This is a genomic window from uncultured Albimonas sp. (genome assembly GCF_963977235.1).
Classification (GTDB): Bacteria; Pseudomonadota; Alphaproteobacteria; order Rhodobacterales; family Rhodobacteraceae; genus Albimonas.
In genome coordinates, this window is record NZ_CAXBOD010000002.1 from 197,176 (window position 1) to 214,889 (window position 17,714).

16 protein-coding genes are annotated in these 17,714 nt (G+C 75.0%); 10 read left to right on the top strand and 6 right to left on the bottom strand.

Annotated elements, in window-relative coordinates; all coding sequences use genetic code 11:
• Positions 1–3 precede the first annotated feature (3 nt).
• The 5 genes from AAC134_RS03145 to AAC134_RS03165 all read left to right on the top strand — a co-directional run bounded on the left by AAC134_RS03145 (position 4) and on the right by AAC134_RS03165 (position 4,696).
• Complete coding sequence (locus AAC134_RS03145) at positions 4–885, top strand: ABC transporter permease subunit (RefSeq protein ID WP_339947591.1); 882 nt, start codon at positions 4–6, stop codon at positions 883–885.
• Positions 886–1,024: 139 nt separating this feature from the next.
• Positions 1,025–1,813 (top strand): ABC transporter permease subunit, encoded by a 789-nt coding sequence (locus AAC134_RS03150; protein WP_339947697.1) that lies wholly within the window; start codon positions 1,025–1,027, stop codon positions 1,811–1,813.
• 41 nt (positions 1,814–1,854) lie between these two features.
• On the top strand, positions 1,855–2,949 hold the full coding sequence (ugpC, locus tag AAC134_RS03155) for a sn-glycerol-3-phosphate ABC transporter ATP-binding protein UgpC (RefSeq protein ID WP_339947698.1): 1,095 nt from the start codon (positions 1,855–1,857) through the stop codon (positions 2,947–2,949).
• Positions 2,946–3,656: a DUF1868 domain-containing protein gene (locus AAC134_RS03160; RefSeq protein ID WP_339947592.1), complete on the top strand. Its 711-nt coding sequence runs from the start codon at positions 2,946–2,948 to the stop codon at positions 3,654–3,656. Before ugpC ends, AAC134_RS03160 begins: the two co-directional genes overlap by 4 nt.
• Positions 3,657–3,751: 95 nt before the next feature.
• Positions 3,752–4,696: a hexose kinase gene (locus AAC134_RS03165; RefSeq protein ID WP_339947593.1), complete on the top strand. Its 945-nt coding sequence runs from the start codon at positions 3,752–3,754 to the stop codon at positions 4,694–4,696.
• Between the two features lie 147 nt (positions 4,697–4,843).
• On the opposite strand, the gene AAC134_RS03170 is transcribed toward AAC134_RS03165, so the two are convergent.
• Positions 4,844–5,596 (bottom strand): tyrosine-protein phosphatase, encoded by a 753-nt coding sequence (locus tag AAC134_RS03170; protein WP_339947594.1) that lies wholly within the window; start codon positions 5,594–5,596, stop codon positions 4,844–4,846.
• Between the two features lie 385 nt (positions 5,597–5,981).
• Here AAC134_RS03170 and AAC134_RS03175 point away from each other — a divergent pair, with 385 nt between their 5' ends.
• From AAC134_RS03175 to AAC134_RS03185, 3 genes are read left to right on the top strand one after another with little or no spacing between them, the layout of a single operon-like run.
• Complete coding sequence (locus AAC134_RS03175; protein ID WP_339947595.1) at positions 5,982–7,190, top strand: adenylate/guanylate cyclase domain-containing protein; 1,209 nt, start codon at positions 5,982–5,984, stop codon at positions 7,188–7,190.
• On the top strand, positions 7,187–7,603 hold the full coding sequence (locus AAC134_RS03180) for an ATP-binding protein (protein WP_339947596.1): 417 nt from the start codon (positions 7,187–7,189) through the stop codon (positions 7,601–7,603). Before AAC134_RS03175 ends, AAC134_RS03180 begins: the two co-directional genes overlap by 4 nt.
• Before the next feature lie 24 nt (positions 7,604–7,627).
• Positions 7,628–7,966 carry an STAS domain-containing protein gene (locus AAC134_RS03185; RefSeq protein ID WP_339947597.1) on the top strand — a complete coding sequence of 113 codons (339 nt, stop codon included), beginning with the start codon at positions 7,628–7,630 and terminating at the stop codon, positions 7,964–7,966.
• Positions 7,967–8,133: 167 nt separating this feature from the next.
• Here AAC134_RS03185 and AAC134_RS03190 read toward each other — a convergent pair whose 3' ends face one another.
• From AAC134_RS03190 to AAC134_RS03210, 5 genes are read right to left on the bottom strand one after another with little or no spacing between them, the layout of a single operon-like run.
• Positions 8,134–9,429 carry an alanine racemase gene (locus AAC134_RS03190; RefSeq protein ID WP_339947598.1) on the bottom strand — a complete coding sequence of 432 codons (1,296 nt, stop codon included), beginning with the start codon at positions 9,427–9,429 and terminating at the stop codon, positions 8,134–8,136.
• Positions 9,426–10,160 carry a hypothetical protein gene (locus tag AAC134_RS03195; RefSeq protein WP_339947599.1) on the bottom strand — a complete coding sequence of 245 codons (735 nt, stop codon included), beginning with the start codon at positions 10,158–10,160 and terminating at the stop codon, positions 9,426–9,428. Before AAC134_RS03195 ends, AAC134_RS03190 begins: the two co-directional genes overlap by 4 nt.
• Before the next feature lie 58 nt (positions 10,161–10,218).
• Positions 10,219–11,253, bottom strand: coding sequence for an ABC transporter substrate-binding protein (locus AAC134_RS03200; protein WP_339947600.1), 1,035 nt, complete (start codon positions 11,251–11,253; stop codon positions 10,219–10,221).
• A gap of 3 nt (positions 11,254–11,256) precedes the next feature.
• Positions 11,257–13,395: an MFS transporter gene (locus tag AAC134_RS03205; RefSeq protein WP_339947601.1), complete on the bottom strand. Its 2,139-nt coding sequence runs from the start codon at positions 13,393–13,395 to the stop codon at positions 11,257–11,259.
• Positions 13,396–13,408: 13 nt separating this feature from the next.
• Positions 13,409–14,050 carry a hypothetical protein gene (locus AAC134_RS03210; RefSeq protein WP_339947602.1) on the bottom strand — a complete coding sequence of 214 codons (642 nt, stop codon included), beginning with the start codon at positions 14,048–14,050 and terminating at the stop codon, positions 13,409–13,411.
• A 583-nt stretch (positions 14,051–14,633) separates the two neighbouring features.
• Between AAC134_RS03210 and AAC134_RS03215 the strand changes: the two genes are divergently transcribed.
• Positions 14,634–15,374, top strand: coding sequence for a hypothetical protein (locus tag AAC134_RS03215; protein ID WP_339947603.1), 741 nt, complete (start codon positions 14,634–14,636; stop codon positions 15,372–15,374).
• Positions 15,375–15,468: 94 nt separating this feature from the next.
• Entirely contained in the window at positions 15,469–17,712 is a 2,244-nt protein-coding gene (locus AAC134_RS03220; RefSeq protein WP_339947604.1) for a hypothetical protein, read from the top strand.
• Positions 17,713–17,714 lie beyond the last annotated feature (2 nt).

Genomic DNA, 17,714 nt, shown 5'->3' on the forward strand with positions numbered 1-17,714 from the left:
CCCATGAAGAAGGCCCTCTTCGGCCCCTCCCTGACGCCTTACCTGCTGCTGCTGCCGCAGATGGCGATCGTCGCGATCTTCTTCCTGTGGCCCTCGGCCGAGGCGGTGCGCTCGTCCTTCCACATCGAGGATCCGTTCTTCGGCACGGCGACCTTCGTGGGCGTGGACAACTACGTCGACGCGGTCACCAACTCGACCTACGCCCGCTCGGCCCGGTTCACGGCGCTGTTCACGGTGGTGGTGGCGCTGTTCAGCCTCGGCATCGCGCTGGCGCTGGCGGTATCGGCCGACGCGGTGCTGCGGGGGAAGTCGACCTACAAGACCTCGTTGATGTGGGTCTACGCCATCGCGCCGCCCGTGGCCGGGCTGATGGGCTCGATGTTCTTCGACCAGCACATCGGCCCGCTGAAGGAGTTCGCCGCCTGGCTGGGCTGGGACATGCGCGTGGGGTTCGACTATTTCGACACCGCCGTGGCGATGATGACGGTCGCGGCCTGGAAGCAGATCCCGGTCAACTTCATCTTCTTCCTCTCGGGCCTGCAGGGCATCCCCACTTCCCTGCGCGAGGCGGCGTCGATCGACTGCCGTTCGCCGGTGCGGCGGTTCTGGACGGTGGTGTTCCCGCTCCTGGCGCCGACCAGCTTCTTCCTGCTGATCATCAACATCACCTACGCCTTCTTCGAGACCTTCGGCGTCGTCGACGTGATGCTGAAGGGCGAGCCGGGCAACAACCCCGTGACGCTGGTCTACAAGGTCTATCTCGACGGCTTCCGCGGCCAGGACCTGGGGGGCAGCTCGGCCCAGTCGGTGATCCTGATGGCGGCCGTGTTCCTTCTCACCGTGATCCAGTTCCGCCTGATCGAGCGGCGCGTCCACTACACCTGAGGCCAGACCCATGACCGTCACAACCGATCCGGCGCTGGCCGCCTCCTGGTCGCGCGCCGCCGCCTCGGCGGGCGCGCGGCGCAGGCGCAGCCGCGTGCAGCTCTATCACCATGCGGTGCTGATCTTGGGCGTGCTGCTGATGATGGCCCCGCTGGTGGTGGCCTTCGCCTCCTCGACCTACGACCCCGTGGTGATCCACTCCGAGGGGCTGCAGCTGGGCTATGGGGGGGAGTTCGCCTCCACCTACGGCGCGGTCCTGTTCGACCGGGGCGGCTTCACCGGAGAGGTCACCGGCGTGCGGATGCTTTGGAACTCGGTGATCCTCGGGATGGGCTTTGCGGTCGGCAAGATCGTGATCTCGATGCTGGCGGCCTACGCCATCGTCTACTTCCGCTTCCCGCTGGGCTCGCTGGCGTTCTGGATCATCTTCTCGACCCTGCTGCTGCCGCTCGAGGTGCGGATCCTGCCCTCCTACGAGGTGGTGCAGTCGATGGGCCTTCTGAACACCTACACCGGGCTGATCCTGCCGCTGATCGCCTCGGCCACCGGCACCTTCTTCTTCCGCCAGTTCTTCAAGTCGGTCCCCGACGAGCTGCTGGAGGCCGCGCGCATCGACGGCGCGGGGCCGGTGCGCTTCTTCATCGACATCCTGGTTCCGCTCTCGAAGACGATGATGGCCGCGATCTTCATCATCATGTTCGTGGTGGGCTGGAACCAGTATCTGTGGCCCGCGCTGATGACCACGGACGAGGGCATGTTCACCATCGTGCGCGGCATCCGCCAGATCCTGCAGGTGTGGATCGGCGCCAACATCCCCGACTACAACAAGGCCCTGGCCATGGCGATCCTGGCCATGGTTCCCCCCGCGCTGATCGTCCTGATCTTCCAGCGCGCCTTCGTGAAGGGCCTGGTGGAGAGCGAGAAATGATCAAGATCCTCGAAGCGGTCGCCTCCGACGTGACCTCCGACATGGCCTCTGACTGGGCCCCCGTCGGCCCGCCCGTTCCCTCCGACCGCGCCCTGACGCTCGAGATCGACGGCGTGGTCAAGCGCTACCCCAACGGGGCGCTGGCGGTGAAGGGCGTCGACATCCAGGTGGGGCAGGGCGAGCTGGTGGTCTTCGTCGGGCCGTCCGGCTGCGGCAAGTCCACGCTCCTGCGCATGGTCGCGGGGCTCGAGGAGGTCTCGGAGGGCGAGATCCGCATCGACGGGCGCCGGGTGAACGACGCCGACCCCGCCGACCGGGACATCGCCATGGTGTTCCAGAACTATGCGCTTTACCCGCACATGACGGTGCGCAGGAACCTCGCCTACGGGTTGCAGAACCGAAAGATCGCCCGCGAGGTGATCGCCGAGAAGGTCGCCCAGGCCGCCGCGATGCTCCAGATCGAGGAGTTCCTCGACCGCAAGCCCGCCCAGCTTTCGGGCGGCCAGCGCCAGCGGGTGGCGATGGGCCGGGCCATCGTGCGCGATCCCAAGGTGTTCCTGTTCGACGAGCCGCTCTCGAACCTCGACGCGCGCCTGCGCAACCAGATGCGGCTCGAGATCCGCAAGCTGCAGCGCCGGCTGGGGGTTTCGGCGATCTATGTGACCCACGATCAGGTCGAGGCGATGACGCTCGCCGACCGCATCGTGGTCCTGAACGGCGGTCTGGTCGAGCAGGTCGGGACCCCGGCCGAGGTCTACGCCCGCCCCGCCACCACCTTCGTCGCCTCCTTCATCGGCGCGCCGGCGATGAACCTGCTCGACGCCGTGGTCGAGGGCGACCGGCTGCGCGTGGGCGAGGCCGCGATCCCGGCCCCCCTCGGCGCGCCCCAGGGCCCGGCGAAGGCCGGCCTGCGCCCGGAGAAGGCCCGCCTCGCCGCCCCCGGCGCCGGCCTGCCGTTCGCGCTCGAGGCGGTCGAGGAGCTGGGCGCCACCCGCCTCCTGCACGGGCTCGCGGCAGGGGCGCCGGTGGTGATCGCGGCCGACGCCGCGTTGCCGCTGCCCTCGGGCCCGCTGTCGCTGACCGCGGATCCCGCCGACCTGCACCTGTTCGACGCCAACAGCGGGGCCCGACTGTGAGACTGACCGACGCGCTCGCCGCCCGCCAGGGCGAGGCGGCCCCGACCTACCTCGACCTGCGCTTCGACGCCCAGGGCCACGCGCTGCCAGACCCCGGCTGCACCGTCATCGCCCATGTGCGGGAGCCTGCGGCCAACGCGGCGCTCGCCACCGTGCGGGCCACGATGCAGGCCGCCGGTCTCGCCCGTTTCTGGGCCTGGCTGCCGCCCGCCTCGTTCCACATGACGATGTTCGACATGCTGCTGCACGGCCGCCGCGGCGCGGCCTGGCCGCAGCACCTCTCGCCCACCTTGTCCGGCCGCCTCGCCGACGAGGCGCTGATCGAAGCCCTGCGCGGCTTCTCGCTCGACACCGACCCGGTGTTCGCCATGAAGCTCGACGGGCTGACCCTGTCGCCCTCGGGCATGGGCGTGGCGCTCAGCGGCCGCACCCCGGCCGAGGACGCCCGCCTGCGCGCCCTGCGCGACCGCCTGGCCGCGGCGACCGGCCTCGCGGCCCGTCCGGGGCATGCGGACTACCGCTTCCACGTCACGCTCGCCTATCTGATCGACTGGCCCGCGCCCGAGGACGCCCGCGAGGCCGACGCCATGCTCTCGGAGGCCGAGTCCGCGCTGCTGGGCGCCCTGCCGACGCTGGACCTGGGCCCGCCCGAGGTCTGCCTGTTCGACGACATGACCGAGTTCCGGCCTCTCTTCACCCTGTCCTGAGCCCGCGCGCGCCCTCCTGCGGCGCCGCGCGGGGTTCAGCCGGGCGCGGGCGCTCCGATAGGCTCCCGCGAGACAGCAGAGCAATCGGAGCGCGCATGTCCCGCATCCTGACCGTCACCCTGAACCCCGCCCTCGACCTGACCACCGGCGTCGCGCGGCTGGAGGAGGGCCACAAGATGCGCTGCACGCCGCCGCAGACGGACCCCGGCGGCGGCGGCGCCAATGTCTCCCGCGCCATCCGCAAGCTGGGCGGCGCGTCCGAGGCGTTCATCTGCACCGGCGCCCCGCTCGGCCTGACCTACCGCGAGCGGTTCGAGGCCGGCGGCCTGCCCGCCATCTGGCATGACTGCGGCGTCCCCACCCGCCAGAGCATCGCCGTCCACGACCACGCCACCGGCGGCCAGTATCGCTTCGTGATGCCCGGGGAGCCCTGGGGCGAGCCGGTCTGGCAGGGCGCGCTCGCCGCCCTCACGCAGGCGATGCGCCCGGGCGACCTGGTGGTCCTCTCGGGCTCCCAGCCCCCCGGCGTGCCGGAGGACTTCCCGCGCCGCCTCTGCGCCCACGCGGGGCGGGTGGGGGCGAAAGTGATCGTGGACACCTCCGGCCGCCCGCTCGAGGTCGCCGCCCAGCCCAACACCGGCGCCTACGTGCTGCGGATGGACCACTACGAGGGGATGGAGCTGATGGGCTGGACCGAGTTCGGCCCCTCCGAGGCCGAGGCGCTGGCCCGCGAGCTTGTCGCCCGCGGCGCCGCCGAAATCGCCATCGTGACGCTCGGCGGCGACGGCGCCTGGGCCGCCACCGCCGAGGAGGCCTGGCGCTGCGCCCCCCCGGCGGTCGAGGTCCTCTCGACCACCGGCGCCGGCGACAGTTTCGTGGCGGCGCTCGCGATCGGCCTGTCGGAGCGCCGTGCGTTCGAGGACACCATCGCCTTCGCCGTCGCCGCGGCCGCCGACGCCGTCACCACCGCGGGCACCGACCTGTGCACCCTCGAGGGCACGCTGGAGAAGCTGGCGCGGGTCACGCGCGAGCGGCTCTAGGGCCCGCGCCCGGCCGCGCCCCCCCACCGTTGCGGCCCCCCCCGCCGGCGAGCCCCCGCAGAGCGCCTGTCGAGGCGCAGACCCCGCCTGAACGAAAACCGCCGCCGGAGGTCCGGCGGCGGGTCTTGTCCGGCGCGGGGCAGGGGATCAGGCCGCCTGCGCGTCCTCCAGCGCCTCGGCCACGAAGCGGGCCACCTGGTCCTCGCCGCCCAGCGCCTCGGCCGCGAAGGCCGACATCGAGCCATAGCGCAGCGCGACCGCGTCGAGCGCGGTCTGCAGGTAGTCGGTCTCGACCCGGCGCAGCGCCTCGCGCGCGGCCTCGGGGACCGCGTGGACGGTCGAATGGGCGGGAGGCTGCCAGAGGTCGTTGGTGGCGAGGTAGTCGGCCATCACCGACTCCTCGGTCGCCCCCAGCGTGCCCAGGATCATCGCCCCCGCAAAGCCGGTGCGGTCCTTGCCCGCCGCGCAGTGCCAGACGATCGGACGTCCGCCGCTCTCGTGGGCGAGGCGCAGCAGGTCGTGGAACACGTCGGCGTTCTCCTCGACGTAATAGCGGTAGGTCTCGCGCATCGCCTCGCGCGCGCTCTCCCGGTCCAGCAGACCGGCCTCGGCCAGCGCCCGCACGCGGTCGCCGGTCTTGGGCTCGATCGGCAGCGCCACGCGCCGGTCCTTGATCGCGTCGGGCAGCACGTAGGCGTTGACCGTCGCCTCGTCCCGCCCGCGCAGGTCGATCACCGCATAGGGGTCCAGCGCCTCGAGCGCCTCCATCCCCGCGGGGCCGAAGGTCCGCGGCGAGGCGCAGCGGTAGAACCGCCCCTGCCGCACGCGCCGCCCGTCAGGCAGGGCCAGCCCGCAGAAGGAGCGGAAATTCGGGGCGTCGGGGTGCAGAAGCGTCGCCATGCGCGTGATCCTTTGCTCTTGCCTGCCGGCCGGCAGGAAATTCCGTATAGGCCGATTCCGGCCCGCGGCGTGCGGCGACCCGGGGTCGCGGCGACTGCCGTCTGTGCCAGACATCGCGTTCCGAGCGCCCCGGCGCAAGCCGGCCCGTCGTCGCTGCCCACCCTGCCGGCCCCCGGCGACGTTTTCGCGACGCCCGTGCCGGCCTGCGCCCTGCGAGCCCGTCCCCGGACCTGCCCGCTTGCCCCGCCCCCCCGGCATCCCCGCTTGCCCCCGCCCCCGGGCATCCCCGCTTGCGCCCGTCCCCGGGGCATCGCCGCTTGCGCCCGTCCCCGGGCGACGCCTAGAGTTCCCCCAGCTTGCACGAGGCGTTGGGAGGAACCGGCCGGTGAGCGCCGAAGCCGTGATCCTGTGCGCCGCGCCCTACGTCGCCGACCCGGCGTGGCTGGCGCCCGCCTGCGAATCCGCCCTGCGCGATGAGATCGAGGCCGCCTTCCCCCCCACGGCCCGCGTCGCCTACGCCTGCCCCTCGGCCGGCCCCGGCCTGGTCTTCGCCGAAGCCGCGCTCGCCCGCGGCGCCGAGCTGCACCTGTTTCTGCCCTGCGCGCCCGAGGATTTCGCCCGTTGGCACGTGGCGCCCGCCGGCCCCGCCCATCTCGCCCGCTTCGAGGCCGTGCGCGCCGCCGCCGCCCGCGTGGACACCTCGGGCGAGGAGCGTCTGGCCGGCGACGAGATCCAGCTTCGCTTCAACAACCAGGTCCTCCAGGGCCTCGCCCGCCTGCACGCCGACGCGCTGGGCGCCGCCGCCCGACTGCTGGTCTGCTGGAGCCCCGCCGCTCCGGCCGAGCCCGGCTCGCCCGCCGACTTCATGGACCAGTGGCCCGAGATCGAGCGCCTGTCCCTGATCGACCTCGACGAACCCCGCGGCGGGACAGACGCGCCGCTCGCCGACATCGCGCCCGGCCTCGGGGCGCTCGCCTTCGGCGCGAGCCCGCTGGTGGTGCGTGCGATCTTCTTCGCCGATCTCGCCACCTACTCCACCCTGCGCGATGAGCAGGTGCCGTTGCTGTGGGACTTCCTCGCCGAGGTGCAGATGCGGATCGAGGCGCGCTCGACCGCCCCCATCCTGATCAACACCTGGGGCGACGCGGTCCACGCGGCGGCCGAGACCGCCACCGACCTTGCCGGATACGCCGCCGAGCTGACCGAGGGCGTGGCCGAGCTCGACCTCGACCGCTTCGGGCTCGAGGCCCGCCCCCGCTTCCGCGTCGCCCTGCACGCGGGCCCGGTCTATGTCGGCCTGCATCCGCTGACCGGCCGCTCGATGATCTTCGGCCATCACGTCAACCGGGCCGCGCGGATCGAGGGGGTGGCCGCGCCTGGCGAGATCTACGCCTCCCAGCACTTCGTCGCCCTGCTGCGCGCCGAGATGGACGCCCGCCAGCACGAGGCGCTGCTGACCGGTCAGCCCTTCGCCCCGGAATTCGCGATGACCTATGTCGGCGAGATGGAGCTGCCCAAGAAGTTCGGCCGCGAGACGGTCTATCGGGTCGAGCCCCTCGCCCCGTCCCGTCCCCTGCCGGCGCCCGCCGCATGACCGCGCTCTCGCTGACGCTGGTCAACGACCTGGCCGAGGTCGGGCGCCTCGCCGAGGCGGTCGAGGCCTTCTGCGAGGCCAACGATCTGCCCATGGCCGCGGCCCATGCGCTGGCCCTGTCGCTGGACGAGCTTTTGACCAACACGATCAGCTACGGGTATGAGGACGGCGCGGCGGGGCGGATCGAGGTCACGATCACGATCGCAGAGGGCGCCGCGCGGGCGGTGGTGCGCGACGACGCGCGCCCCTTCGACCCCACCGGGGCCGAGCCGCCGGACGTGGACGCGGCCCTCGACGACCGCGCCATGGGGGGGCTGGGCATCCATCTGGTGCAGTCGATGATGGACGAGGTCGCCTACGCGCGCCGCGACGGGGTCAACGAGATGACCCTGGTCAAGCGGCTGCACGGCTGAGCGAGCGGGAACAGGAGAGCGAGCGTGGACATCGAGACGGAAACCCGGGGCGGCGCGAGGGTGATCCGCCCGCAGGGGCGGGTGGACAGCAACTCGGCCCGCGAGCTGGAGGACGCGCTCCTCCCCTGCTTCGACACGCCCGAGCCGGTGCTGGTCGACTTCACCGGCCTGTCCTACATCTCCTCGGCGGGCCTGCGGGTGCTGCTTCTGGCCGCCCGTCGCTCGAAAGCGACCGGCGTGCCGCTGGGTCTGAGCGGCATGAGCGAGCCGGTGGCCGAGGTCTTCACGATCAGCGGCTTTGCCAAGCTGTTCCGGATCTGGCCCGACGCCGAGGCGGCGCTCGCCGAACTCTCGGCCGGCTGAGCGCGCCCGGCCGAGGCGTCCGCGCGCCGGGCGTCCTGCGCCTCCGCGCGCAACGCGCCCCGGGCCTGACCCGGGGTCTCCTGCGCTCGGCCCTTCCGGGGGCGCGCCGGGACCCGCGCGAGCTTCTTGAGCATCGCCTCCATGCGCTGCGCCTGCCCCCGCAGCCCTCAGATGCCGAGGTAGTTTCTGCGCACCGCCGCGCCGATCTGGGTCAGCAGCACGTTGGGCGCGCAGCCCATCGCCTCGGCCAGCGGCTCCACCGGCGCGTCCGCGTCCAGCAGCACTGCGCGCGCGCCGGGCAGGACCGCGCCCTCGGGCAGGTCGGTGACGTCGAGCATCGTCAGGTTCATCGCCACCCCGCCCACCACCGGGACCGCGCGGCCTGCGATCCGCGGGCGCCCGGCCTCGGCGTAGATCTGCGGCAGCCCGTCGGCATAGCCCGCCGCCAGCGTGGCGATGCGCGAGGGGCGGGTCAGCTCGGTCGTTCCGCGATAGCCCAGCCGCCGGCCGGCGGGATGCTCGGCCACCGCGATCACCGGCGCCTCGAGCGAATAGCACGGCCGCAGCCCCGGCTGGAACGCCACCGAGGTCTGCGTGCCGAACAGCGCGCTGCCCACGCGCGCCATGTCGAGCCGCCATTCCGGCCCCAGGAACAGTCCTGAGGAGGCCGACAGGCTCAGCGCCGCCGGCGGCAGCCCGGCCGCCAGCCGCTTCAGGCGATCCAGCTGCGCGGCGTTGCCGGGATCGTCGGGCAGGTTGTAGGCGGCCAGATGCGAGACCAGCGCCGCCGTCTCGAGGCCCGCCAGACGTTCGGGCGAGGCGGCGAGCCGCGCCGCGTCGGCCTCCGAAAGCCCCAGCCGCCCCAACCCGGTGTCGAGTTGCAGCGCCACCGTCATCGGCCGTCCTGTCGCGGCGGCGGCGTCTGCGCAAAGCGCGACCTCGGCCATCGAGACCAGCGCCGGCACCACCCCGCGCGCGACGAAATCGGCGGGCCGGGCGCCGGCCAGCCCCATCAGGCAGAACACCCGCGCCCCCGGCACGGCGGCCAGCAGCGCCACCGCCTCATGCAGGTCGTTCACCCAGAAATCCGCGCAGCCGAGCTCCGCCAGCGTCCGCGCCACCGGCGCCATCCCCAATCCGTAGGCGTCGGCCTTGAGCACCGCCGAAAGCCGCCCCGCCCCGTTGCGCCGCTTGGCCTCCCGCCAGTTGGCCCGCACCGCATCTAGGTCCACGCGCAGCACCGGCGCGCTCGCCTCGCGCGGCGCGGCAGGCGTCGCCGCAGGGGCGCCGGCGTTGGGGGGCGCGGCGCCGGGGGCGCCCGCCGGCGCCGAGCCGGACTGGCGGTCGCCGGGATCGGCCGCGCCGGCCTGGCGGACGCCGGCGTGCGGGACGCCGGAGGGACAGGCCTTGGGGGGACACGCCTCGGAGGGAGAGGCGGCGGGACGGGGCGCGGGGCGGCTCATGGTCGGGCGTACCACAGCTCGCGCCGGCCGTCCTTGCCGAGCCGCCAGCCCACGCCGAGCCGTCCCTCCGCCAGCGCCTGGAGCTGGGCCGCGGTGTCGTCGGCGGCGATCCAGGCGCCCTCGCCCGGGTCCGGCGCCGCGCCCGCGCCCGCGCCCGGCGGAGTCGCGCGCTCCGGCGTCGCGGGGGCCTGCGCGCGGCGCCACATGAAGTAGCGCAGGTGGCCGCCGTATTTCTCCTGCAGCGCGCGCACCGCAAAGCCGCCCGCGAGAAGGTTGGTCCAGCTGCGCGGATTGCCCGGCGCGGCGGTGGCGTAGAGGTGCTCGACCCCCAGCCGCCGGGCCTCGCTCACCCGCCAGTCAATGAACACGTCATGCAGCCCCGCGCCCCAGTCGCCCGGCCGCACCCCGGCGCCGGCGAGTTTGGCGAGCCCCTCCGCGGCGGCGAGGCCGAGGCAGGGGCGCGCGTCCTCGGACGGCGGCAGGTGCAGCTGGAGGACGCCGTAGCCCAGCAGCTCGCCGCCGCGCAGGGCGCCCAGCAGGCGGCCCTCGCCGGCCAGCAGGCGGGCGAAGAAGTCCCGGTCCTCGGGCTTGACCAGCTTCGGGTCGCCCACCGCCGCCATGGCGGCGAGGTGCACCGCATAGACGCGGTCCAGATCCTCCGGCCCCAGCGGCGCGAAGCTCACGTCCCGCCGGCCGGCCCTGCCGTCCCGCTCATCCCCCGGCGCGGACATCGCGCGCTCCCCCCCTGTACGCGCCCCGCTTCCCGGCGAGGCGGCGGCTCCTGCGCCCTCAGCCCGTCAGAACCTCGGCATAGTTCAGCATCTCGATCGGCGGATACAGGTCCAGCTTCTCGGCCACCGGCAGGTTGATGATCAGCGAGAACCGCTTCAGCGTTTCGATCGGGATCCCGGCCGGGTCCTCGCCGTCGCGCAGCACCCGCGCCGCCTTCGATGCCGCCAGCTGCCCCACCGAGTAATACCGCGAGATCAGCCCCACCAGCGCCCCGCCCTTGCGGATCGCGAGCTCGGCCGCCCCGAAGGTCGGCAGCGCATGCGCGAGCGCGGCGGGGACCACCCGGTCGTATTGCGTGCCGAGGAAGGTGTCGGGCAGCAGGTAGAGCCAGTTGGCCCCCTCCCCGGCGATCTCGGCGATCAGCTCCTCGATCCCCTCGGCGGTGGGGCGGCCGTCGCCGTCGACGCGGAACTGCCGCTCGACCAGTTCGTAGCCCATGCGCTCGCGCAGCGCCCGCAGCTCCTCGAGGATCGCGGCCGAGTTCTCCTCGGAGGCGGTGTAGAGGACGCCCAGCCGTTCGATCGGTCGGTAGGAGTGCATGGCGCGCAGCTGCGTCTCGGGGGGCACGATGTGCACCGCGCCGGTGACGTTGCGCCCGGGCGCGTCGTTGTCCGCGACGAGGCCGGATTCCTCGGGCGCCGAGACCAGCGCGAAGACCACGGGGGTGTCGTGGACATGGGTTTCGGGCGCCGGGTCGTCGTGGCGCCCGGCGATGCCCAGCGTCACCGAGGTGCCCCAGGTGACCACCAGGTCGGGGCGCAGCTCGCGGATTTCCTCGACGAAGCCGGGAAGTTTGCCGGGATCGCGGTCGGCGTCCCGCTCGATGAACTCGGCGGCGATGCCGTTGGCGGCGAGGTAGTCGTCAAAGCCGTCCTCGACCTCGGTGCGCCCGCGGTAGGTGACGCGGTAGATCCGCCAGGGACGCGACTGGGGCAGGGCGGGGCCGGCGGCGCCGGCGGCGATCAGGCCCGCGGCGCCGCCCAGAAAGGCGCGGCGGCCCAGCGGCGGGGGGCTCCGGTCGGGGTCATGCATCGCTCAGCCCTCCACGCCTTCCACGTCCAGATCGGCCGGGCGCAGCGCAAGCGCGGCCAGGCCGAAGACCAGGGCGCAGGCCATCGCCGCGCCCCCCACGATCATCGCCGCGTCGGCGAAGCCGTAAAGCCCCAGCAGCGCGCCGGCAACCGGCGGGCCCAGCGCGTTGCCGGTGCGCTCCACCAGGCGGAAGATGCCGTAGACCGAGCCCTCGGTCACCTCCCCGGCGTGCCGGCGCCCGTAGTCGCCGACAAGGCCCGAGAGGGCGGCGATCGACAGCGCCTGTCCCAGGCCCAGTCCCAGCAGCATCAGGGCGATGCGCGCGGGATCCTCGTCGCCGCCGCCCGCCAGCGCAAAGGCCGAGGCGCCGGCCAGCAGCCCGCCCACGGCCACGAAGGCCGCCCGCGCGCGCCAGCGGTCGGCGAGCTTCGCGCAGGTCGGGACCAGCAGCACCATGACGATGGGGTAGATCATCAGCATCCGTCCCGTCGCCGACTGCGAGGCGCCCAGCGCCTCCATCTGCAGGGGGACGAGGAAGAAGCAGAAGGCGACCAGGATGATCTTGGCGGGCATCGCGCACAGGAAGAACAGGGCGGCCAGCGAGGGCGAGGCGATCACGCGACCGAACTCCCGCCAGCGGATCGCGGGGCCGGCGGCGCGCACGGGGCCCGATTCGGGCATCACCAGCCAGGCCAGCAGCAGCGACAGGCCCGCGAAGAGGCCGGCGACCAGGAACGTGCCCGAGACGCCGATGCGGTCGGTCAGGATGCCCCCGATCGGCGGGCCGCAGACGCCCGCGACCAGGATCGCCGAGATGAACACCGCCATCCCCGAGGAGCGCTGCGCCGGCGCGGTCGCGTCGATCACGTAGCCCTGGGCGCCGACGAAGACCATCGCGAAGCCGAAACCGGTCAGGGCGCGCAGGGCGGCGAAGGGGGCGAGCCCCTCGACGAAGGCCGAGGCGGCATAGCCCGCCAGCCCCACCGCGCCGCCCAGCATCATCGCCCGCCGGCGGCCCAGCCGCTCGGTCACGCCGCCCAGCAGCGGCTGGCAGGCCGCGACGACGGCGAGGAACGCCATCATCGGCAGGGCGGCGACGAAGGAGGGGTCGAGTCCCGCCAGCGCCCCCTCGCCCTGCGCGGCGCGGGCGAGCGCGCGGACATGGCCGGGCAGGAAGGGCCGGGTCAGCTCCTCGGCCAGCATGAACACGAAGAGCGGCGCGCGCACCGCCATCACCTTGCCCGAACCCGCGGCGCTCAGCATCTGGCCGAGGCCGAAGCGGTCCTGGAGCATCTCGAGCGCCTGGCGGGCGGCGCGGTCGCCGCTCTCGAGCGCGCGGTCGCGGATCTGGGCGTAGGCGGCGTGGAGCTTCTCGATGCGGCTGTCGAGGGCGTGGGCCAGGGCTCCGAACTCGCCCCGCGCCTCGACCGGCTGGTGACTGCGCAGGTCCCCGCGGGAGATGTTGTTGAGCCGCCGCTCGACCCCGTCGATGGCGGCGTATAGCCCGTCGCCGAGGCCCACGTAGATCAGCTCCAGCGCCACCACGGCGGTGACGAACATGACGATGGCGAGGTCGATCCACAGGTTTGCCACCACGTCGCGGGCGAAGGCGGGATCGAGGCCCACGCTGACCGCCAGCGCCGGCACATCGCCTGCGCCCGTCGCCGCAGCCTGGTTCGCCTGCGGTGCCGCCTCCGGCGTCGGGTCGGCGCGGGCTTGCGTTGCGGCGTCGGGCGCGGCGCCCGGCTCGGCAGTCGACCCGGGACCCGCGCTCGGGGCCGGGCGGGGCACGGGGCGCGAGACCACGCCCGCGGTCTGCGTGCGCTCTCCGCCCGGGGCGTAGGTGATCTGCAGGGGGGCGCCGTCGGGCCCCTCGAGCGCGATCCAGGAGATGTCGTCGTTCTCGGCCACGATGCGGGCGAAATGGGCGTCGAGCCCGTGCAGCCGGTCGGCCGGGATGCCCAGCGCCAGCGCCTTGCCGATCAGGGCGGCCGAGGAGTCGGCGAGCGTGGCGGCCTTGCGCTCGATCTCGGGCGAGAGCACCGCGTCGGCCCGGCGCACCGTCTCGAACGAGATCGCCAGCAGCGCGACGAGCAGGGCGGCCAGCAGGGCGGCCGAGAGACGGACCCGAAGGCTCTTCATCCTGCGCGCCCCCCTAGCGCCGAGCCGACGGGCGCAGGCCCGCCATCTCGTTCTCGGCCTCTGCGATCATGTCGGCATGCTCGGCGGCCGAGGCGCGTCGGGCCCGGGCCCGCAGCCGGCTGAGCAGCGCCAGCGCCAGCAGGCAGCCGGTCGCGACAGCCCCCAGCCCGGCGGGCACGGCGCCCAGCAGGACGTCGCGGCGCAGGCCCGCCACGGTGGCGTCCATCGTGGCGCCGTCGAGGCGCACCAGAACCTCGCCGACCGGGGCGCCGAGCGCGCCGATCACCGGCTCGGCCTGGCGGAAGGCGGCGTCCTCGCCGGCGGGCGGCGCCGGCGCTCCGGCCCGGGCGGGGGCCGAGGAGAACAGGACCCGGCCGTCGGGCGTGGTCACGTCGATGGACAGGATCAGCGGATCGGTCGCGGCCTGGCGGGCCAGCAGCTCGGCGAGCGTGCGCTGCTCGGTCAGGCGGATGCCGAAGCCCTGGGCGGCGGAGGCGTCGGCGGCGATGTCGCGCGCGATCATCCCGGCGCGCGCGCGCACCAGGTCGAGGTAGGCGGTCCGCACGCCCGAGAAGTTCAGATAGGCCGCGAGCGCCATCGCAAAGCCGATGATCGCGGCGAAAACGGGAAGCGTGCGGGCTGCAAGCCGAATCATCGGTGAACCGCCGGAAGGTCGAAGTTGCGAGGGCGCCTGAACAGGTTCGAAAAATCTATCATGCCCGGTTCCCAGCGCACAGGGCGCTGCGCGCGCCCATTGTCCCGGCGCGCGCCCCCCGGACCGGGGGGGCGCCGCGTCGGCTGTCGCGCCCGGCCGCAGCCTTCCGCCCGCGGCGCGTTTCCGCCCGGGCGCCCGGCACGACCGCCGCCCGCGGACGCCCGCGCCCCCGGGGGACAGGTTGCGCGCGCCGCGTAGGTCGCCCCCGACCGGCATCGCGGTCGCGCGGGCGGAGCCTTTGCGCGGGCGGCCCCGGGCGCCGCGTCGGGCGGAACGGCTGCGGCCAGGGTCCGCCCGCGGCGCATGGCGGACGGCTCGCCCGGGGCGGCGGTCGCCACGCGCGCCGAGCCCGGGACGCGCCGCGAGCGGACCGCCGGTCCCTGGCGGGCGGCCCGTCGCGGCGCCTTCGCCCGCCGCCGGCGCCCGGTTTTGGCGGGTGACAGGCCCCGGGCCGCGGGCTAGCGTGGCCCGGTTCCCGTCCCGCCCCGCCCAGCCCCCCTCGCCGCCCGAGACACGTCCCCCGATGGCCCCCAGTTCGCGGATCCTCCTGGCCCTCGCGGGCGTCACGGCCGCGGCCCTCGCGCTGGCCGCGGCGCTGGTGTTCGGAGGGCTCGACCGGCTCGGCCTGCGCTCGGCCGAGGCGAACGTGGACTTCCTCCTCTCCCAGCTGAGCGGCTCGATCGAGGCCAACGTCGGCCTCGGCCTCGCCCTCCCCGACGTTCGCGTCGCTCAGGCGCTGGTCGAGCAGGCCAAGGCCGCCGACGACCGTGTCCTGGCGGTCGAGGTGTTCTCGCCGGCCGGGATCTCGCTGTTCAACACCGACCGCGGCGCGGTGGGCGAGGCGATCCCCGAGACCTGGCGGCGCGCGCTCGCCTACCGCGCCGTCGGCGACCGCTGGCGGGTCGAGGAGCTAGGCGCGATCGTGGTCGGCGAGGCGATGCGCAACGACTTCGACGAGCCGGTGGGCCATGTCGCAGCGACCATCTCCAACGCCGCCCGCGCCAGCCATGCCGACGGCTTGGCCGCCGTGCTCGCCGCCCGCGCCGCCTGGCTCGCGCCGCTGGCGATGGCGCTGGCGCTGGGGGTGGCGTGGTGGGCGCTCGACCGCTCCACCCGCGACGTGCGCCGCCTGGCCGAGGCGCTTGGCGCCCCCGCCCCCGGCGCGCCCGAGACCCCTGCGGCCAGGGTCCGCGCCGCCGCCGACCGCGCCGTCGCCGATCACGACCGCGCCGCGGCCGAGGTCCTTGCCGCGGACGAGGCCTGAGCCCGCCGTGCCCGACCCTCGCCCCCCCGGCGCGCCCGACGCCCCTGACCGCCTCCCAAGGGGCGACGCGCCAACCCCTGGCCCGGATTCCGCGATGCTCGAGCCTGAGCTCGACACCTCCGCGCCCCGCCCCGACCTCGCCCCCTGTCCCGAGGGCGCGAGGGCGCAGCCGGCCCGCGGGGCGCCGGCGCTCCTCTCAAGTCGCGAAGCCCGCGCCCGTGTCTGGACGCCGGCGCTGCTGACCGCGCTTGCGCTGACGCTGGCGGTGGCGCTGGCCGGGCACCTGATGCTGCGGGCGGGCCTGGCCTACAGCGTCCCGATCCTGACCGAATCCACCCGTGCCGGAGCCGCGGCCGTGGGCCAGGCGGTGGCGGGTCAGGTCGCCCGCGCGTTGGACCTCGGCATCCCGCTCGACCGGATCCCCGACGTGGAACCCTGGCTCGAGCGCATCGCGCGCGAGGCGCCCCAGGTCCGCGCGCTCGCCCTGCTCGACGCCGAGGGCCGCCCGCTCGCGGCCACCGCGCCCGACGTCGCCGGCGTCTCGATCCCGGTCGAGGGCGCCGCCGGCCGCGCCACGCTGGTGGTCGCAGCGGCCTCGCCCCTCTTCGAGGACGCGATGCTGCGCCTGCAGACGGCGCTGTGGCTGGCGGCCGCGCTTGCCGGCGCGGCGGGAGGGGCGGTGACCGCAGGCTTCCTCGGGCTCGCCCAGGAGCCGGCGCGCCGCCGCCTGCGCCGCGCGGTCCGGCGCGCCGCCGAGGGCGACTTCGCGCAGGCCCCGCCCCCCGGCGCCCGCGGCCGCTTCGCCGCCGCCGCCGAGGCCCTCGCCCGCCAGGTCGAGCGCGTGCAGACGGCCCGGGTGAAGCTGCTCGAGGCCGCGGCCACGATCCGGGCGATCGATTTCGACGGCAGCCTCGGCCGACGCATCGACCCGATCCTGGCGGGCGTTCAGGCCCGCTGGACCCTGCCCGCGACCGAGGACGATGAGGTCGCCGTCTCCAGCCCTGTTCGCGCCGCGACGCCTGCTGTCGTCGCGCCCGAGGCGACGCCCGTCGCGCCGAACACCCCGGCGGCGGAGCCCTCGGCCGTATCCCTGGCCGGCGACGCCGCGTCCTGGCGGCTGGCGACGGCGCTGGCCCTCTGGGCGGGGGCGGCGCCGCTGGCGGCGAACTTCGCGATCGACCGGGGATCGCTGTGGGCCTCGGTCGCCTGGCAACCGGCGGCGCCGCTGCTGATCGAGTTGCTGGCGCTGCTGCTGGGCGCCCTTGTCGGCCGGGGCGCCGCGGGCCGCGCGGCGGTCCTGCGGGCCCTGGCGCTGGCGCTGGCGGGGGCCTGTATCGCGGCGACCTACTGGTGCCGCTCGTGGGAAGTGTTCGCGGCGCTGCGCCTGGGCGCGGGGCTGGGCGCGGGGTTCGCGGGGGCGGCGCTGGCCGCGTCCTTCGCGCCGGCCGCCTCGCCGCGCGCCGTGCGCGCCCTGCTGATCTTCGCGGCCCTCGTCGCAGGCCCGCTGGCCGGCGGCCTGCTGGGCGAGGCGGTCGGCCGTCGCGCCGCTTTCCTGGCGCTGGGCGCGCTGGCGCTGTTCGCCGCGCCGCTGCTCGCCGCGGGCCCCGCGCGGCCGCGGCGCGCACCGCCCCGGACGATGGCCGCGCGCTCGGCGCCCGTCGCGGCGGGGGAGGCCCTGTCGGTCGGCGATCCGCCCGAGGCTTCCCGGTCGGCCGCCTCCGAGCCTGTCGGCCCCGACCCTCTCGCCCTTGCGCCTGCGGCCCCCGAGATTGCCGCCCTCGAGTCTGCGGCGGGCTCGGCGGCCGCGGCGCCCGCCCGCGGCGCGGGCCCCACGTGGCTCGCCGCCCCTGCGCTGCTCGCGGGACTGGCGGCGGCGCCGGCGGCGGCGGCGGCGCTGGTCTGGCTGCCGGTGGGCGCGGGCTATGACGACTATCTCTCGGGCGGCGGGCTGACGGCGGCGCTGGGGCTTGCGGCGCTGCTCGCCCCCCGCCTGCCGGCTCCGGTCATCGCCGTCGCCCTGGCGCTTGCCGGCGCCGCGCGCTTTGCGGCCGAGGCCGCGTCGGCCCCCGGCGGTCCGCTGGCCGAGACCTTCCCCGCGGGTCCCCCCTCCGTGCTGCTGCTGCCCGCCTGCCTGCTGCTGGGTCTGGCGCTGGGCGCGGCCGCCCCGGTGCGCGGCGGCCGCGGGGCGCTCGCCGGGCTTGCTCTCGGCGCGGCCGCCGGGCTCCTCGCGGCCGGCCTCGCGCGCCAGGTCGCCGCCCCGCCGGGAGCCGTCGCCGTCCTCTTCGCCGCCGCCGCGCTGCTCGTCGGCGGGGTCCGGCGCCGGCCGGGGAGGGGCTGAGC

Bases quoted from the DNA above. Each gene is read 5' to 3' on its own strand.
- AAC134_RS03145 (WP_339947591.1), top strand. From the start codon at position 4: ATGAAGAAGGCCCTCTTCGGCCCCTCCCTGACGCCTTACCTGCTGCTG.
- AAC134_RS03150 (WP_339947697.1), top strand. From the start codon at position 1,025: ATGATGGCCCCGCTGGTGGTGGCCTTCGCCTCCTCGACCTACGACCCC.
- ugpC (WP_339947698.1), top strand. From the start codon at position 1,855: ATGGCCTCTGACTGGGCCCCCGTCGGCCCGCCCGTTCCCTCCGACCGC.
- AAC134_RS03165 (WP_339947593.1), top strand. From the start codon at position 3,752: ATGTCCCGCATCCTGACCGTCACCCTGAACCCCGCCCTCGACCTGACC.
- AAC134_RS03170 (WP_339947594.1), bottom strand. From the start codon at position 5,596: ATGGCGACGCTTCTGCACCCCGACGCCCCGAATTTCCGCTCCTTCTGC.
- AAC134_RS03180 (WP_339947596.1), top strand. From the start codon at position 7,187: ATGACCGCGCTCTCGCTGACGCTGGTCAACGACCTGGCCGAGGTCGGG.
- AAC134_RS03190 (WP_339947598.1), bottom strand. From the start codon at position 9,429: ATGAGCCGCCCCGCGCCCCGTCCCGCCGCCTCTCCCTCCGAGGCGTGT.
- AAC134_RS03195 (WP_339947599.1), bottom strand. From the start codon at position 10,160: ATGTCCGCGCCGGGGGATGAGCGGGACGGCAGGGCCGGCCGGCGGGAC.
- AAC134_RS03200 (WP_339947600.1), bottom strand. From the start codon at position 11,253: ATGCATGACCCCGACCGGAGCCCCCCGCCGCTGGGCCGCCGCGCCTTT.
- AAC134_RS03205 (WP_339947601.1), bottom strand. From the start codon at position 13,395: ATGAAGAGCCTTCGGGTCCGTCTCTCGGCCGCCCTGCTGGCCGCCCTG.
- AAC134_RS03210 (WP_339947602.1), bottom strand. From the start codon at position 14,050: ATGATTCGGCTTGCAGCCCGCACGCTTCCCGTTTTCGCCGCGATCATC.
- AAC134_RS03215 (WP_339947603.1), top strand. From the start codon at position 14,634: ATGGCCCCCAGTTCGCGGATCCTCCTGGCCCTCGCGGGCGTCACGGCC.
- AAC134_RS03220 (WP_339947604.1), top strand. From the start codon at position 15,469: ATGCTCGAGCCTGAGCTCGACACCTCCGCGCCCCGCCCCGACCTCGCC.